General features: G+C 59.5%; 11 protein-coding genes. 5 read left to right on the forward strand and 6 right to left on the reverse strand.

Going from position 1 to position 17987, the window contains the following annotated elements; genetic code table 11:
• Window positions 1–199 precede the first annotated feature (199 nt).
• Both cydB and ABI_RS20370 read right to left on the reverse strand, forming a co-directional pair.
• Window positions 200–1204, reverse strand: coding sequence for a cytochrome d ubiquinol oxidase subunit II (gene cydB / locus ABI_RS20365; protein WP_006274960.1), 1005 nt, complete (start codon window positions 1202–1204; stop codon window positions 200–202).
• Window positions 1194–2606, reverse strand: a complete 1413-nt coding sequence (locus tag ABI_RS20370; protein WP_040309777.1) for a cytochrome ubiquinol oxidase subunit I — start codon at window positions 2604–2606, stop codon at window positions 1194–1196. The genes cydB and ABI_RS20370 overlap by 11 nt, the downstream gene beginning before the upstream one ends.
• 379 nt (window positions 2607–2985) lie before the next feature.
• Here ABI_RS20370 and clpS point away from each other — a divergent pair, with 379 nt between their 5' ends.
• Both clpS and clpA read left to right on the forward strand, forming a co-directional pair.
• A complete protein-coding gene (gene clpS, locus ABI_RS20375) occupies window positions 2986–3369 on the forward strand; it encodes an ATP-dependent Clp protease adapter ClpS (protein WP_085930211.1) in 384 nt (127 codons plus the stop codon).
• A 359-nt stretch (window positions 3370–3728) separates the two neighbouring features.
• Window positions 3729–6044, forward strand: coding sequence for an ATP-dependent Clp protease ATP-binding subunit ClpA (clpA, locus tag ABI_RS20380; protein WP_006274963.1), 2316 nt, complete (start codon window positions 3729–3731; stop codon window positions 6042–6044).
• 206 nt (window positions 6045–6250) lie between these two features.
• Here clpA and ABI_RS20385 read toward each other — a convergent pair whose 3' ends face one another.
• Window positions 6251–8692, reverse strand: coding sequence for a hypothetical protein (locus ABI_RS20385; RefSeq protein ID WP_157139035.1), 2442 nt, complete (start codon window positions 8690–8692; stop codon window positions 6251–6253).
• 322 nt (window positions 8693–9014) lie between these two features.
• On the opposite strand from ABI_RS20385, the gene ABI_RS25435 reads away from it, so the two are divergent.
• Window positions 9015–9167, forward strand: coding sequence for a hypothetical protein (locus ABI_RS25435; RefSeq protein WP_006274965.1), 153 nt, complete (start codon window positions 9015–9017; stop codon window positions 9165–9167).
• Here ABI_RS25435 and ABI_RS20390 read toward each other — a convergent pair.
• Together ABI_RS20390 and ABI_RS20395 are read right to left on the reverse strand one after the other, a co-directional pair.
• The gene (locus ABI_RS20390; protein ID WP_006274966.1) at window positions 9164–9703 is read right to left on the reverse strand and encodes a TetR/AcrR family transcriptional regulator; all 540 of its coding nucleotides are present in this window, start codon (window positions 9701–9703) and stop codon (window positions 9164–9166) included. The genes ABI_RS25435 and ABI_RS20390 overlap by 4 nt on opposite strands.
• Window positions 9703–10095, reverse strand: a complete 393-nt coding sequence (locus ABI_RS20395) for a hypothetical protein (RefSeq protein WP_006274967.1) — start codon at window positions 10093–10095, stop codon at window positions 9703–9705. The genes ABI_RS20390 and ABI_RS20395 overlap by 1 nt, the downstream gene beginning before the upstream one ends.
• Window positions 10096–10638: 543 nt before the next feature.
• Between ABI_RS20395 and ABI_RS20400 the strand changes: the two genes are divergently transcribed.
• Window positions 10639–14994, forward strand: coding sequence for a hypothetical protein (locus ABI_RS20400; protein ID WP_006274968.1), 4356 nt, complete (start codon window positions 10639–10641; stop codon window positions 14992–14994).
• 240 nt (window positions 14995–15234) lie between these two features.
• On the forward strand, window positions 15235–16236 hold the full coding sequence (locus tag ABI_RS20405; RefSeq protein ID WP_006274969.1) for an LLM class flavin-dependent oxidoreductase: 1002 nt from the start codon (window positions 15235–15237) through the stop codon (window positions 16234–16236).
• Here the strand turns inward: ABI_RS20405 and ABI_RS20410 are convergent.
• Complete coding sequence (locus tag ABI_RS20410) at window positions 16233–17942, reverse strand: DUF4153 domain-containing protein (RefSeq protein WP_006274970.1); 1710 nt, start codon at window positions 17940–17942, stop codon at window positions 16233–16235. The genes ABI_RS20405 and ABI_RS20410 overlap by 4 nt on opposite strands.
• Window positions 17943–17987 lie beyond the last annotated feature (45 nt).

Genomic DNA, 17987 nt, shown 5'->3' on the forward strand with positions numbered 1-17987 from the left:
ATAACGAACGCGGCATCTCAGGCAGATGTGTGCATACGATAGGTTTCATGGGAAGCGGGTTGAGGTGTATCTTACTGACTATGACGTCACGCCCTCAACACCACCTTGATCACCAATCCCACCAACGTCACAGCGGCCACGCCGAATAGCCACAGGCCTGCGAACCACAGCCATTGCGCCATTCGTTTCGACAGAGGTTTCAATGGTAGCCCTCCTTCGGATCGATCTTGCCGCGGAACACCCAATAGGCATACCCCGTATAGGTCAGGATGATCGGCACCAATACCGCCGCGCCAACCAGCAAGAAGCTCAGCGACTTGTCCGGGCCCGCCGCGTCATGGAAGGTGAGGGCGCCCGGCACGATATAGGGATAGAAGCTGATCCCGATCCCGACATAGCTCAGCACGAACAGCCCAAGCGCTGCCAGGAACGGCGTCAAATGCTTGTCCGTTCGCAGCCCATGCCACAGCACATAGGCACACACCGCCAGCAACAGCGGCACCACAGCCGAGAAGAGGGCGGTCGGCCAGCCGAACCAGCGCTCGAAATAGAGCCGGTTGATAAACGGCGTCCACAGACTGACCACACCGATGAGGCCCAAGGTCGCAACCGCCAGATATAACGACCACTGACGCGCCTTGTCCTGAACCAGCCCCAACGTTTTCAAATTCAGCCAGGTCGCCCCCAACAGCGCATATCCCACGACAACGGCGACGCCGCAGGTCAGCGAGAACGGCGTCAACCAGTCCCACCAACCGCCGGCATATTCGCGATCAACGATCCGGATGCCCTGGACCAGGGCCCCCAGGGCAATCCCTTGCGTAAAGGCCGCCACCGTCGATCCCGCCATGAAGGCGATATCCCACACCGGCTTCCAGCGCTGTGTCCGCCAGCGGAACTCGAACGCCACGCCACGAAACACCAACCCCAGAAGCATCAGGATCAGCGGCACATACAGCGCCGGCAGGACGGTGGCGTAGGCCAGCGGGAAGACGGCCAAAAGCCCGCCGCCGCCCAACACCAGCCAGGTTTCGTTGCCGTCCCACACCGGCGCCACCGAATTGGTCATGACGTCGCGGTCATGTTCATCCCGAAACACGGAAAACAGGATGCCGACCCCGAGGTCAAAGCCGTCCAGAATGACATAGGCCAGAACGGCGAAGGCGATCAGCCCCGCCCAGATGGTAGGAAGATCAAACGCCATCGCGCGGCTCCTGGGCTGGCGCGGGCGTGATGCCGGCGCTACGGATGGGTCCCTTGTCGAGTTCGTGGTGCGACTTTTGATCCGGCGGCATGGCGACCAGGCGGAAAATATAGAAGATGCCGGCGCCGAACACGACGAAATAGACCACGATAAAGGCGATCAAAGAGGCCCCGACTGCGGGCGCGTCGATATTGGACAGGCTGTCCGACGTCCGCATCAAGCCGTAGACGGTCCATGGCTGGCGGCCGTTTTCCGTCGTCACCCATCCGGCCAGGACGGCGACGAAGCCTGACGGCGCCACCGCTACGGCCGCCCGCTGCAGCCAGCGATCGCTGAACAGGGTCTTGCGCCACCGCGCCCACAGCGACCACAGGCCGACCAGCAGCATCACAAAGCCCAGACCGACCATGATCCGGAACGACCAGAAGACGATGGCTGACTTGGGCCTATCTTCCTTGGGCCACGCCTTCAGCCCCTTGATCTCGGCATCGGCATCGTGCGCCAGGATCAGCGACCCCAGCTTGGGGATCTCGACAGCATAACGCGTTTCCTCGGCCTCATCGTCGGGCAATCCGAACAGGATCAGCGGCGCGCCCTTATGCGTCTCATAGTGCCCCTCCATCGCGGCGATCTTGGCGGGCTGGTGTTCCAAAGTATTCAAGCCGTGCATATCGCCGACCAGGATCTGCACTGGCGTGACCAGCGCCGCCATCCACATGGCCATGGAGAACATGATCTGGGCCGGCCGGCTTTCGCGGTCGCGCAGCAGGTGCCACGCGCCCACGCCCCCAACCGCAAAGGCCGTGGTCAGGAAGGCCGCCAGGACGGTATGGACCAGACGATACGGAAACGACGGATTGAAGATAATCTCGACCCAACTTACCGGGACGAACAGCCCTTCCGGCGTGATCGCGTGGCCCTGCGGCGTGTGCATCCAGCTATTGGCGGCCAGGATCCAGAAGGCGGAGATCATTGTGCCGACCGCCACCATGATCGTGGCGAACAGGTGCAGCTTTTCGCCGACCCGCTTGCGCCCGAACAGCATGATCCCCAGGAAACCGGCCTCCAGGAAGAAGGCGGTCAGCACCTCATAGCCCATCAGCGGGCCGATCACCGCGCCGGCGCGGTCCGAAAACTTCGCCCAGTTGGTGCCGAACTGGTAGCTCATGACGATGCCGGAGACGACGCCCATGCCGAACGTCACGGCAAACACGGTCTTCCAGTAGTTGAACAGCCTCAGATAGGCCTCGTCCTTCTTCCATACCCACACCGTGTTCAGCACGGCCAGATAGGAGGCCAGGCCGATCGACAGGGCCGGGAACAGAAAATGGAAGGAGACGGTGAAGGCAAACTGGACGCGGGCCAAAATTTCCGCGTTAAACGTTTCGGCTGTGAATGACATGGTTATGTCCTCCTCATTGGGACAGGAGCAGAGGCCCACAGCGCGGCTTAAGATGAAATGTGACCCCACGTCGCACAGGCGCGGCGATTACGAAAAATGGCTATCTGCCACATTGTTTCCTTGCGCTCCCCGGGCCGAAATTACCGCAGTCGCGGGTGCCGCCGTCAAATCGGTCGTAGCGGTGGGGCCACAGTTGTGTCGCATTTCGACATCAGTAATGATCTGTGATCGTTTCGGGACGGGGATTGTGCATTTCCCCTCTTAACAGCGTTTCAGTTTGGACTATCTTGTTATTACGACGCGGCAAACCTATCTCAGGACGGTCGCGGCACGGGCCTTGCTGGATCTGGAAACGGCGGGGTTTGAAGCGAAGACTCAAATGAGGTTGGTTTTGTTGCGAAGGGATATCCTGGCTTCTCGTGAAGCCACAGTTGCCGCCAGCAAGGGCACTGCGGGCACGCGCCCGGCAGGATCGCCGCTTGCCGTCGTCGAGACCAAACCCAAGCCGCAGAAGCCGTCGCTGTACCGGGTTCTGATTTTGAACGACGACTACACGCCGATGGAGTTCGTCGTCTATGTACTCGAGCGATTTTTCAACAAATCGCGCGAGGACGCAACGCGGATTATGTTGCATGTGCACCAAACCGGAGTCGGGGTGTGCGGCGTATATACGTATGAGGTTGCGGAGACAAAGGTGGCGCAGGTCGTTGATATGGCCCGCCGTCATCAGCACCCGCTCCAGTGTACAATGGAAAAGGACTGAAGATGGGTGTGCTGATGACGGCAAAACTAAAGTGTCGGCACCAGCACCCGCTCCAGTGTACAATGGAAAAGGACTGAAGATGGGTGTGCTGATGACGGCAAAACTAAAGTGTCGGCACCAGCATCCGCTGCAGTGTACGATGGAAAAAGACTAACGCTGATATTTTTGCGTCGCTTGGTTTATTGGCGCAAGAATCAAAATAAAATCAAATAGATGAGAGGTTTATCGACAGAGGTGAAACGAGAGGTTCAGGTTCTGTTCACACATCTATGGTTAAAATCGACCTAAACCTAAATTTAGCAGTTTTGGCTTAGGTTGAGTTCGTCGGTTTAGTGAGTTCGCAGTTTCAGGAGGTCGTCATGCCGTCTTTTTCAAGCGCTTTAGAGGAAACTCTGCACCGTGCCGTCGGGCACGCCAATGCGCATCATCATGAATATGCGACCCTCGAACACCTGCTGCTGGCCCTGATCGACGATGTCGACGCCGCGGCGGTGATGACGGCCTGCAATGTCGATCTGCCCAAGCTGCGCACCGCGCTTGACGCCTATATCGAAACCGACCTCAAATCCCTGGTCGAGCCCCAGTCGGAAGAAGCCAAGCCCACGGCCGGCTTCCAGCGCGTCATCCAGCGCGCCGTGATCCACGTTCAATCCTCCGGCCGCGACGAAGTTACCGGCGCCAATGTCCTGGTCGCCATCTTCTCCGAACGCGAATCCCACGCCGCCTTCTTCCTGCAGGAGCAGGAAATGACGCGCTACGACGCGGTCAACTATATCGCCCACGGCATCGCCAAGAAGCCGGGAGCGTCGGAGCCGCGTTCCGTCCGCAGCGCCACCGAAGACAACAACTCCACCTCCGAGGAAAAGGCGAAAGCCGGCTCGACCGACGCCCTGACCGCCTATTGCGTCGACCTCAACGAAAAGTCGCGCCACGGTAAGGTCGACCCGCTGATCGGTCGTTCGGCCGAGGTCGAGCGCGCCATACAGATCCTGTGCCGCCGTACCAAGAACAACCCGCTGCTGGTCGGTGACCCAGGCGTCGGCAAGACCGCGATCGCGGAAGGCCTGGCCAAGAAGATCGTCGACGGCGAAGTCCCCGAAGTCCTGGCCGGCGCCACCATCTACTCGCTCGACATGGGCACGCTGCTGGCCGGAACCCGCTACCGCGGCGACTTCGAAGAGCGCGTCAAACAGGTCGTCAAGGAACTGGAAGCCCATCCGAACGCCGTCCTGTTTATCGACGAAATCCACACTGTCATTGGTGCCGGCGCGACGTCGGGTGGCGCCATGGACGCGTCCAACCTGCTGAAGCCTGCCCTGGCCGCCGGTTCCCTGCGTTGCATGGGGTCGACGACCTATAAGGAATATCGTCAGCACTTCGAAAAGGACCGCGCCCTGGTCCGTCGCTTCCAGAAGATTGATGTCAACGAGCCGACGCTCGACGACACCATCAAGATCCTGCGCGGCCTGAAGCCCTACTACGAGACCTTCCACCACCTGAAATATACCGATGCCGCCATCAAGATGGCCGTGGAACTGTCGGCGCGCTACATCACCGACCGCAAGCTGCCGGACAAGGCCATCGACGTCATCGACGAGGCCGGCGCCCTGCAGATGGTCCTGCCGGAGCACAAGCGTAAGAAGGTTATCGGACCCAAGGAGATCGAGTACGTTATCTCCAAGATCGCCCGTGTCCCGTCCAAGACGGTGTCGCGTGACGATACCCAGGCCCTGCGCGACATGAAGACCGACCTGCAACGCGTGGTCTTCGGTCAGGACGAAGCCATCGAGCAACTGTCGACCGCCATCAAGCTGGCCCGTGCCGGCCTGCGCGATCCGCAAAAGCCGATTGGCTGCTACCTGTTCTCTGGCCCGACCGGCGTCGGCAAGACCGAAGTCGCCAAGCAACTGTCCGCCACCATGGGCATCGACCTGCTGCGCTTCGACATGTCGGAATATATGGAGCGCCACACCGTGTCGCGTCTGATCGGCGCCCCTCCGGGCTATATCGGTCACGACCAGGGTGGCCTGCTGACCGATGCCGTCGACCAGCAACCGCACGCCATCGTCCTGCTCGACGAAATCGAAAAGGCGCACCAGGACATCTACAACATCCTGCTTCAGGTCATGGACCATGGCCAGTTGACGGATGCCGTGGGTAAGAAGGTCGACTTCCGCAACGTCGTCCTGATCATGACCACCAATGCCGGCGCTTCGGACAACCAGAAGAACAGCATCGGGTTCGGCCGTGAAAAGGTGACGGGCGAGGACGAACAAGCCATCAAGCGCCTGTTCACCCCGGAATTCCGCAACCGCCTGGACGCCATCGTGACCTTCCGCCAACTCAAGCCGGAGGTGATCTCGAAGGTCGTCGAGAAGTTCATCCTGCAGTTGGAAATGCAATTGGCCGATCGTCACATCTCGATCGAAATGACCGAGGATGCCGGCAAGTGGCTGGCCGAAAACGGCTACGACGAACTGTATGGCGCCCGTCCTCTGGCCCGCGTCATTCAGGAAAACATCAAGAAGCCGCTGGCCGACGAGATCCTGTTCGGCAAGCTGGTCAAGGGCGGCCATATCCTGGTCAAGCTGACCGACGGCAAGATCGCCTTCGACATCACCCCGTCGCAAAAGGGCGCCGACAAGTCCGGCGCCAAGGCGGAGATTGTAGAGTAGGGAAAAGGCGAGGGGCCCCGGCCCCTCGACCCCGTAACCTGACGGCGTAGATTGAGATGCCGGCGGCTTACGAGATAGAAATGAAAACCCCTGGACCAAGTGGTCCAGGGGTTTTCATTTGTAATTCACAGGCTTCCAGCCATTCAGCCTTCGCTGTCAGGTTATGGGGTCCAGGGGCCAAAGAATGCCTCTTGGGGCCCCTGGCCTTATTTCTTCACTTCCGGCCTGCGCCGTTCATCGACCTTGGCGTTGGTAATCGTGGCAATTGTCTGCGAGGCGATCCCCCCCGGCACAACGGTCACGACGGACACGCCGTAGGTCGGCGAGCAGTCGAGCTGCCGACCGGCCGGCAGGGTCGAGCACGCGATCATAACCGCACCGGGCGTCAGTTCCTTGATCTTGACGGGCCCCGCCGGGACCTCGATCGCTGACGAGCAGGCGCCGGCGGGTACCGTGATCCGGTCCGTGCCATTGGTGCTGAAGGTATAGACGCCCTGGACATCACCGGCCTTGCAGATTTCGAGATAGCCGGTCGGGCGGGCATTGGTGAAGGTGACCTCGGTGACGCCGCCTGTTACCAGAGCGACACTGACGGTGCGCCCGGCCAGATCCGGCGTGCCGACCATGGCGGACGATGGTTCCACTGAGATATCAGTGACGGAAATCCCGGCCACGGCCGATTCGTTGACCGTCATGACCGTCCCGGCGGGGTAGGTACCGGCGACTTTGCACCATCCGCCCGGCCCGGGGCCAGCCGGAACCGTGACCGGGGGCCGGGCATTGGGTGACGGCGCCAGGAAGCCGAACAGTTGGCCTTGCGAAACGCCGGGACCGGCGACCTTGCAGATTTTCAGGATGCTTGCGGCACCGCGGCTGACCTCGACATCGCCCATGGCGCCCTTGGCGTTCGACAGAGGGTTGCCGTCATAGTCGATGAAATAGAGATCCGCCGTAGTCGGCAAGGTGGTGCCACCGCCGGCATCCATCAGCGACGGCAGATGCGCACCCATCAATCCGTAGACCAGCGGACAGGTGGCGGAAACGACGGACGGCTGTTGGTTGCACGCCTGCCGGCCCAGGGTGGCGCCGGAATTTGTACCGTTCCACACCCATGGCGCCGCTGTGCGATCCAACACCTTCTGCCCGGAGGCCGGATCGATACTGTAACCCTGGCCAAAATCCACCCCGCCGCTGCTGTCGCTGCGCCAGCCGTTGAAGACGGGTGTGTTCGGAAGATCGAAGCTGCCGTCGCCACTGTACTGCCCATAGCTGCCGGTTTCCAGTGTCCAGGTCCCGGCGGTCTTGCGGTAGCGCAGGATGCGCGAATTGTGCGCCAGGATGGAGTTTCCACTCGGCGAATTGTCGTAGCCGGCACCGACCATCAGGCCGATGTGCTCGCCACGCTCAGCCAGCAGCATGACGTCGCCGGTGGCGTTGAACGCGATGTCCGACACAGGCAGGGAGTAGCAGGCCAGCAGATACTCGACGCCGGACGGAATGTTCGGGCAGGTGGCGCCGGTAAAGGCATAGGGCGACTGCTGGTCTTTCGGGAGCGGCCTGGGATAGGCCGGAAGGTTGATCAGGAGGGTTGAGGTGCCGGCGACGGGATGGCCGGCGGCGTCGAGTTGCACCGACCATATCTGGTTGGGAACGCGAACCCCGTTGCCATCGGTGCGCCGGAAACGGTGATCGGCATTCCACACCGCGTAGTAGAGGCGGTTGTCGGCGGCATTGTACTGGACGCCCCAGATACGTCGGCCATAATGCGTAAACTGCCCGCCCGGCGCGGCCGGGATACCGTTCTGCGCGCCATGGTCGAAGGTGACGAAACCGGTGGTGACCGGCGGGGCACCGATCGTGGGATTGTTGAAGATATAGATCAAACCGTCGGCAAAATTGGAGACGTAGAAGGTATCCGCCTTCGGATTGTGGGCGATCTGCCCGAGACTCATGTCATTGGTCGGTATGGCCGCGATCAGCTCGTAGGCGCCCTGTGAGCCATTGCCCGCCGGAAGATTGGCCTTCAGGCTCAGGCGCCACACGGCTCCGCCATGTTGCTTCGTGCCGGGATCGACGGGCTGGCTGAAAATACCGGGCAAGGGAGGCTGCGCAAATGCGGAACTGGTCAGCGTGGCCGGGTCGGACAGGCTTTGCATGCCGGGATAACAGTTCGGATTGGCGCTGTTGACGTACGGGGCAGCGAACCGGCAATTGAGATTGACGTTGTTGGTCCATGCCGGCGAATACCAGCGTCCATAGATCGAGGTTTCGGCCGCGTAGATATAGGGGCCATCCGGGTTGCGATCGATGGCCAGTCCAAACACCTGGCCGAGACGCCGCGCACTCCAAAGATGCTCAACCGCTCCGCCGGTTCCGGGCATGGTTGGGGAAAAGCCGCTTTGTTGCCATACCGCCGGCGTGGCTGTCGCCGGGGCGGACACATCCCACACCTGAACGACCGGCCGGTCCGGATTGAAGTCGGGCACCTGTGCGGTCGTTGCGCCGTCGAGGCTTTGATGGCTGGCGACCACCCACCCCGGTGCTGACACGTCGAAGCTCGGTGTGAGTTGTGCCGCGGCGCCCGATGCGCCTCCGGCCATGATAAAAATGACCGCCAAAGCCGCGGTAGTGCTTGCAACCCGTCCCACGTTCCGCCCCGACTTTATGGTTAATTTGTGGCAGTGAGCGCTTGTAGAAAAGGGACGTCAATAGTTGACGTCGGCAGAGCGGCCCGAGGCGCCGGAATACTTCGGGATGCCGATATTTAGGACACAGTGTTATCTCGTTGTCTGAGAGCCCTGCTTTCAGCCGTTCAACCACCAATGTCGCGTTATGGGGTCCAGGGGCCAAAGAATCTCTCTTGGGGGCCCTGGCCTTAGGTTTACCGACCGTCCCATCTGCACAATCTGGCCATATTCACTTGCTAAACGCCCTCATCACGCGCACTGTGATCGCAGCTAAGGAGTCGGCATGTCGGATATGAAGCGCCATGGTCTGATCATGGTTGGGGTTTTGGTGACGGTTGTCGCTGTCCGTCTTATCTTTCCGGGCTTTTTTGACGGCATTAGCGACAGCATGGTCGACGGGATCAGCCATCTCAAATCGTGGACCCGCGGCGGCTAACGGCCTGGTGCTTGTGGCAGCAACTGCGCCATCAGCCACGTTTCTGCTGCCACATTGAAACCCTCCAGGTCATCCGGCGCGCGCATTTGTCCCGCAATGAACAGCGCCATGCCCAGTCGCGCCACCGCCTGGGCCGTTTCAGCATCCAGTTTCAGGTCCTCACGGGCCAGCCGAACCAGATAGGCTTCGCGCAACTGATCGACCTCTTCAACGCTGCGTCCGATATCGGCGTGCCACACGCCCAGGGCACGCAGGGCGCGCTCGAACCGGTGGTCTTCCCGTGTCGCCATGGCGTTCAACCGGTCGATGCGATCGCTGCCGAGGCCGTCTACCTGCGCGATAATGTCGAGCGTCGCCTGCCGCCGCCAGTGCTCCAGCAAGGCGCTGCGGTAGGCCTCCACCGACGCAAAATGGTGGTAGAACGATCCGCGCGTCTTGCCGGTCCGAGCACACAGCGCTTCCAGGGTGATCTCGACATCGGCGACCACCAGGGCCTTTCCGGCCGTAAGCCAAAGATCGGGGCCACGTTGCGCCATTACCTCGCCTGACGTTGGAAGCCGGCGGCGATGCCGGTTACGCCCACCGCCAGGAACAGAACCCACTGCGGCAGATCCCATGGAAACTGGCCAAAGCGCATGCCGATGGTAACGCTGAGGGCTGCGAAACTCAAGGTGAGGCCGTTCACCAGCATAGCTGGGCCTTTCCAGGCCGGTTGCCATGCGGCGCCGGCATACACCATTGCGACGACGGCCATGGTGAGTGTCGCCATATGCCAGACGTAATAATAGATCCCGGTTTCATTGGCGTTCAATCCGGTCTGGGCCAAAAGCGGTGGCACATACTGCATCCCTCCGGCGGTGACATGCAAGACGGCAATCCCGGCCATCATAACCGCCGCCGCCGCCCACAACAGATTTATATTTCTCATATCCCGTCCATCCCATTCAAAAACATGCCATACATAATGGTATGTTTTTGAAGCTGACGGGTCAAGCTAACACACGCCATGTTGCAGTATAGGGCTGAAGGCGTTTCCGGAAATTCACTTAAGCTATTGAAATTGTGGAAACTCCTTCGCCCAACTTGAGTCTCGGAGTGCGCCCCATGATACAGTTTCTACTCTCGATCTGTCGTACTTCCGTGAGGACGGTAATAAAGAGCGGAGGTTGGCACTAAGCAGCCACTCAACGATAAGGTTCAGGAAAATAAGCTGAAGCGATGGATTGCTTTATAGGGCGCCTGATATAGGGAAGGGTAGCGGAGTGGTTCGTACTTCGTAAGGGCTCGACCTTGTACATTCTTGCGTCGGAGCTAGACTCATATATTTTGAGAGCTAGCGAAGGCGCGTTCGGTATGAAAAAGCACTTTCCTGTTGTCGCGTGGCACACGGGAATATTGACCAATCGGCAACTTGAGAGCGCCTGGACACTACCCTTAATTTCTTAGGTCTGACTTCTCGACTATTTGCGATATGGCAAGGGACACAAATACATCGAAGTCGAAACCTGACGCAGTTCCGCACGGAGGCGCCGCAGCGATTTATGGCTTCCTCTATCAACTCACGGCATCGCTCGCCCGCGTCACCGCTATGGCTTTCGATCATGATCCTCAAAAAGCCGGCAGCCTGACAGCGACGTTTGAACCGCCGGGCGGCGGTGATTTTACTCTTGAGCAAAGCGGTGAGCGCCGAACCATACAGTTTAAGCAACGGCAAGCTGCTCTCACTGTGGCTGACTTAGCGGGCTCGGTCCTACCCGATCTATTTCGGGCACATTGCGTCCAGCCTGCCGACGTCTATGAGCTTCAGGCTACTCGAAGGCTTAATGGCGCAGCCGCGAGCCTGATTGCGAACCTAAAGGGGCCGCTCCCGAGCGATGAGAAGCAACTGGCCGATCTCACGAAAGCAAGGGACGCCTGCCAAACGATTTTCCGCAAGCGCAATGAGGGTGATTTAACTGGCTTTGACGCAGCTTATTCGAGCTTCGTCGCCCGGTTTGAGGTCGGCGCAGTGGTGCATCCAGACCAAGCCAAACGCGGGGTGAAGGCGTATCTGAAACGCATTATACTCTATTCAGAGCAGGTCGATGAAAAGTTCAATGCGGCAATCGGGGCCGTGATGGCGTTATCGACAAACAACGGGCCTCCGTTCACCTTGGAGAATCTAGTCCAATTGGTTGGAGACAATGACCTCGATGATCTAAATCCTGCTCAGCACGACAAACGGTTGCGTGACCACCTGAGCAATGCCCTTGCCGACCGCAATTATACTGTGGGATTGGATATCCGGGCGCCATTGCCGCTAAGCGCTGGGGGATGCGTAACACGAGTAGGGGGAAGCTCCGGCAACGGCAAGTCTTGGAGCCTTTATCGAACGGCACATGAATTGGCAAAGCGAGGCACGCCGGTTCTGCTAATTACAGCAGAAACGCGAGACGACCTGCAGGCGCAGTTCGAGGCTATAGTGCGCGGCCAAATCATGGGCTTCAATCAGCCGCTCGGCGTCAACCGTGTAGGTTCCAAATGGCGCGAAGTCCGTCAAGCGCCAAGCGAAGATATCTTCGTGTTTTGGGAAGGGTGTCGCGATCATCGCGCAATCAGTCAGATCGAGATGCAGAACGCTTTTGGTGCGGGCGTCCACTTGGTGGCAGAATTGCCGGCCGATATCTATGCAGGACATCCAAGCCTTGCAAACAAGGCTACCCATTTTGTCGGTCCCTTCACGCATCCGGACGTTTTCGATTCGTTGTCCCGGCAAAACATCTCGGCCGGGCACGTACCGCCCTCGATTGTCGACATGCTGATGCTGCCGGTTCTGTGCGGAATTTACGCAAACCTTGCTGCGGGTTCGACGAGTTGGGAGCCGACCAACGAATACTTGGTCCTTGAGCGCTTTTGGCAAAAGGGCAAGGTGGCGGGTGGGATTTACGCCGATTTACGGCTGCGGGCCCTGGCCCTGCGTTTGATTGAAAACAAAACGGCTTTTGCTTCGTCGGCCGATCTCGACGCTTGCGGTTTCCCCCAAGAAATGGTGCAGGAACTAATAAAGGCAGGCTGGCTGAAAACAACCGATGGTCGCTGGTCGTTTGCACATGACCGGCACCTGACGTGGGCGCTCGCGGAGGCTCTGGCCGATCAATTCTTACTTCACAAACTGAGCCCGATCGATGTTTGCATGCGCCTGCGCGAACTGACGGGCAGAGAAAAAAAACGAGAAGGCCTGTCGTATCTAGGCTTCCTTACTATGGATTTCATCTGGCTGGTAGCAAGCCAGCCATCAGCCCACGGCAAATTGCTGGAAGTCATCCGCCTGCTCGAAGACGATTCAGATCAGAAGCTGAGCCCGTTTTATACCGAAATGCTTGCAACGGCCGGTGTCCGGATTTTACCAGTGCTCAGCATGCGCGCCAAGCAGTTGGACGACAAACACCCGGAGAGCCTTGTCTTTGCGCTCACCGACGCTTTCAAGGCCATGGGGCTCAGCTCGGCCGAAATGGCGGCCTTACAGACTGACCTTTGGCTACACGGCACTGCACCAACCAAGGCAATGGCAATAGGGTTAGGCGCGACCTGGCCCCTTCGGGATGTAGCGGATGAGGTCTGGCAAGGCTATCTGGCAGAACGGCAGAAGCCGTTATTCCAGGAAGGTGCCTGGAATACGACGCTTCGAGATGCCATAGTCGTGGTGGCGCGGGACAGTCCTGCCTGGCTCGACAGAGTCATTGAGAGGGCGCAACACAGCGATGAGCTTTACTACGCAAGCGATATCCTTCGCGAAATAAGTTTCCAGGCGGCGAGCCCGATTTGGAACGCGCGAAAAGACAAGCTATTTGCAACAGTTAAACCTGAACACAAGCAAACCCTTTGCGGATTGGTAGCTGACCTTGACGACCTGGCTGAGGTGCCTCGGCTTGAAGCCATATGCCGCAACGGTGACGTGCTTGGGGGGGCGGGATTGCAGGCGCTATGCCTTCTGTCGCCGTCTCACGGGCTCAAAGGGTTAGGGAAAGGCGATTTCAAAGGGGAACTGCCAGGGGGACGCTTATGGCTCGACAGCCTCCTAGACTATGATCCCGGTGCGTGTGAGATACTCAACGCGTGGCTGATGCAAAGAGATGCGTCCGGCCGGGAACTTGCCAGGGTATGGAACACGGCGCCTGACCGGATGGGTGAGGAGACTTTATCTACACTCCTAACCTGTTTGGTGAAGGGGTTGAACACCAATGGCGATCCAAAGGACGAGACTATCAATCTGTTGGTTGGCGTGCTTTCGCAGCCCAATATCACGCCCCAGGGCGTCAGCGCGTTTTACGCCCTCGCGGCAACAGCCCTGCCGGCGAAATTGGTGAAGCGCTTGAAGTCGCACCCTTTCGATGATCCTTCCGACAAGGATAACCTCGAGCGCCTGGTGCGGCGGTTCGGTGGCAAGGCGTTCGACGCGTTTGTGCTGAAGCGTTTGGGATCGAACAATGAGGCGGACATGTCTGCAGGCCTTGCCATGGCGCCGTATTGCGAGTCGCCGGATCTCGTCCACGCCCTGGATGCGGCGCATGTTCGTATTCGGGACAAAAAGCCGTCAATCGATCTTTCGGTTAATATATGGTTTGCCCTCGAGGCCCTTGACCCCACAGGCTGGGAAGGTCGCATTCGAGCCCTGCTCACCAGTGCTCATGAGGGGGAAATCTGCCTGGCCTTGACGATGCTCGAAAAAGTGGGGCCAGAGCCTTTCGTGTCGGAAATTGCCGACGCGTTGGCGAAAAGTGAACCCTGTGGCATTGTCGAGGATCTAGCTTTGAACATGCTGTCGCGCGTGTCGCCGGGTGATGCGCTTGCACGTACACGCGCTGAGGCGCGACTTCAAACGGCTGCCTCCAAAAGCTCCAGTTTAAACGTCCTTCTCCGCGATAATGGAATCGAAGCGCGCGCGATTCTCGATCCCTATCTTCTCGCCCAGATCGACAAGACGAGCTGGTCCACGACCGATTTGCAAGCGATTGCAATAAGATTGGAGCAAGGCGACGCCGACGACGCCTTATGGCGGTTCGCAAAACTGCGCTTGCGGGGCGGCAGCGCCTTTGGTGACGATGCCACCGACGCCTTTGTCAAGCACCGGCCTTCCGAAATAATGCCAGACCTGCTTACGCGTGCATTTGGTCCTCCGACAGTTTTTACCAACGACCAACCCAACGCGATTTCCTCCCTTAATGACCTGGACCCCGAGAAAGCCGAAGACGCGTTCATAAAGTCGTGGAAGGATCATCCGGATCGGCGAGATGCGCTTCTTACCATTGCTTGGACGCTAAAAGGAGAAAAGCTTCTTTTTCACCTGATCAAACAACTGCCAGAGCTTTACGAGATCGATATCGAGCGCAAACTTTTTCGCCGGGTCGCTCTGCGGCTTCGCGGCGGGGGGCGCAGTGCGCTTCGCCTATTGTTCGATGCGATGCCCGGTTTAAGCGATCAAGGCCAGGAGGCTATCGTTTCTGCCATAGGCTTCGTATCCGATACACCTGCCGATATCGATCCAATGATCGGCGATAGCGCCGCACCCGCTGTGCGCCGACACGCAAAGGAGGTGCGTCGGCGGATCGCGCAACGGGTAGAGGCGGCGGCGTTCTTCCGACAGGACCCGACGACCGAGACCCTTCTTTATCTTTTATACGTGACCGATCCCAGCATAGCACTGGCCTATATCGACCCCTTTGCAATTCGAGCCGATCTCAAAGACAACTCAATCTTGCGAAACATTGCAGAGTGCGAAGGTGCCGACCGGCTCAAGTCAGTTTCAGATTACCGGGCGAATCGCGTTTCGCTTCGACGGGTGGAGTGAACATGCCATTCTAAGCCGCAGCAAAGCGTCCCTCTCTATGACGTTCGCGGCCTGAGGGAAAGAATTGAGCGATTCCGCAGGCATTATTTAATTTACGCTGCCTCGCTCTAAGCGTTAAATAGGTCAAGAACGCTTTGAATTTCTGGTTTATCTTTCACTGCGGATATCCGTTTTCCGGTATCTGCCCTTCCAATCGTAACCGTCCTCCCTACATAAGCCACTCCTCCCGGAGTGCGCCGCATGATCCCGTTTTCCATTCTCGACCTGTCGCAGATCAGCGAAGGCGGCACCGTCTCCGATGCCCTGGCCAATTCCGCCCGTATGGCCCAGGCGGCCGAAGCCGCCGGCTACCACCGCTACTGGCTGGCCGAACACCACGGCATGCCGGCCATCGCCTCGGCGGCAACCGCGATCGTCATAGCCCATGTCGGCCAGGCGACAAAGACCATCCGCATCGGCTCCGGTGGCATCATGCTGCCCAACCATTCACCCCTGGTCATCGCCGAACAGTTCGGCACGCTCGAAGCTCTGTTCCCCGGTCGGGTCGATCTGGGGCTGGGGAGGGCGCCCGGCACCGACATGATGACCGCCCGCGCCCTGCGCCGCAACATGGACTCAGGCGTCGACAGCTTCCCGAACGATGTCGTGGAACTTCAGGCGCTGATGGACGCGCCAGACGAAAACCAACGCATCCTCGCTGTGCCGGGCATGAATGCCAAGGTGCCGATCTGGCTGCTGGGCTCGTCGCTGTACAGCGCGCAACTGGCAGCGCAACTCGGACTGCCCTATGCCTTCGCCTCGCACTTTGCGCCGGAACTTCTGTTCGAGGCCTTGCACATCTACCGCAGCCGCTTCCAGCCGTCCGAACATTTGGAAAAGCCCCATACCGTGGTTGGCGTCATGGGCGTGGCGGCGGACTCGGATGCCGAAGCCGAATTCCTCTACACCTCGATGCAGCAGTCCTTTGCCAATCTGCGCCGCAATGTCCGCAAACCCTTCCCCAAGCCGTCCTACGACGCCATCGCCGACCTGAGCCCCGAAGAATCGGCGATGATCGATCACATGCTGCGCTACGCCATGGTGGGTTCATCTGCGACGATCGCAAAGCGCCTGACCGCCTTCCTGGATCAAACCCAGGCCGATGAGCTGATCATCTCGATGCCGATCCACGACATCGAAGCCCGGCTGCGCTCGCTGGAATTGTTCGCGGCGTTGCAGCCAAAACTGCGCGCTGCGGCTTAACGACTGGCGGTTTGGACCTCGCCGTTGATGTCAAGATCGTTCCATTGTGGCTTGCTGGGTTTGACCTTGCCGGCTTTGAACGCCGTGACGTCGTCGGAATCGACAATAAAAAAGATCGGGGCGATTTTCCAACGTCCTGCGTCTTCGTAGATCGTGCGCAGGCGGCGATTATCCAGGACGAGCAACTCCGCATTGCCGTCATCGTTCATGTCGAGCAACAGGACGTCGCAGGCCTTGCTTTCCTTGAAGCAGATCGACTCCCAATCGTCCGAGGTGAAGGCTTGTTCCAGGAAGCTCGTCGGAAGCGCGGTGCCCGGTGACACAATGTGAAGGCGTTGGATTTCCGGCTTGACCATGATGACCGGTTCCGCGACGGCGTGGTCCCATCGGTCTTCGTCCTTCCAGGCCAGGGCTTCCTTGGCCTTGGCACGGATAGCGTCGGTCTTGCCGCTCTTCGCCAAACGCGCTAGCGCCTCCCGCCCATAAGTGCCGGTCTCATAGCGCAGGACCCGCCAGTCGAACTTGTCGAGCGCCACCGCGCCACTTTCCAACCGCGAGGCCTGCGAGTCGGCGCTGAGCCGCAGCGGATCAGCAAGGGGCGTCAGCACAGCCAGGAACACCGCCACCTTGACGAAGGCGAGCGAGATGTTGATCGTCTCTATCGTTGCCAGCCAGCGGCCGCGCGGCAACACCGCCGCATAGGCATACCCCAGCCCGAACAGCACGGCGATGAACACGCCGACCCCGGCCAGAAACCGCTCCGGCGTCAGACCGTACTGATGGATGCGCAGGTACAGGCTGTAGGCGGCCAGCACCGAAAACACCAACAGCAGACCACAGGCCAGCCGCGCCGACCACTTCAAGACGACGTGAACCGGCCGTTCTTCGTCGCCCTGCTGATAGGCGGCATTGATCAGCAGCACCAGGGCGATGCAGGCCGCCAAGAGCGAGGCCGTCGCCGCCTTGGTCCGCCACAACGGCTCAAGGCCGCTGAAACACAGGCTGACGGCGAAGATGACGCCGATCAGGGTGATGACCGGCAGCAGCCATGAGAGCACGCCCAGGACCAGCGAACGGAAGGCGTGCATCAGCTTGGTCTGGACGTCACCGAGATGGACCGCCGCAGCGATCGCCAGGCCCGACGCTGGCCAGGCGAAATATTCGTTCTGGATCATGGTCTTGAACCAGTCGAAGCCGATAAAGCCCAGCAAGGTGGCGCCCAGCCACAATATGCCCCAGAACATGATGGTGAAAAGTCCGGCCAGGGCCAGTTGCACGCCACGCTTCCACGCTTCGTCGAAATACAGGGCGTAAGGCGCGATCGGCTTGCCGGCCTGGTCGCCCGAACTGACCAGTTCGTTGGCGATGAACAGGAAGGGATAGATCAGAAAGGCCAGGTTGAGAAAGAACGGATTGTACTGGTCTGTATCGCCGTGGGCCAGGCTGTTCCAGGCAATCAGCGCGATCAGGCCCAGCGCGATCGCGCTCCAGACGCCTAAACTGATCCGGCGCATGGCAGCGGCGCTGGCCCAGATGATGAAGGCGCCGAGCGTCAGGACGGGCACCACGATCTGCATCCACAAGACCGGCGGGTTCTTGACCGGATCCAGTTGGTCATAGAGCGCCCCCAAGGCCAGGCCAAAGACCAGACCCACGGCCAGGCGCAGGATAAGGCCCTGCTGTGGTGACAATATTTCGTTCTTCATCGGCGTCCCCCTGCGGTATCGCCAAGGGGTCTAGCATGAAATCCG

The organism is Asticcacaulis biprosthecium C19 (genome assembly GCF_000204015.1).
Taxonomy (GTDB): Bacteria; Pseudomonadota; Alphaproteobacteria; order Caulobacterales; family Caulobacteraceae; genus Asticcacaulis; species Asticcacaulis biprosthecius.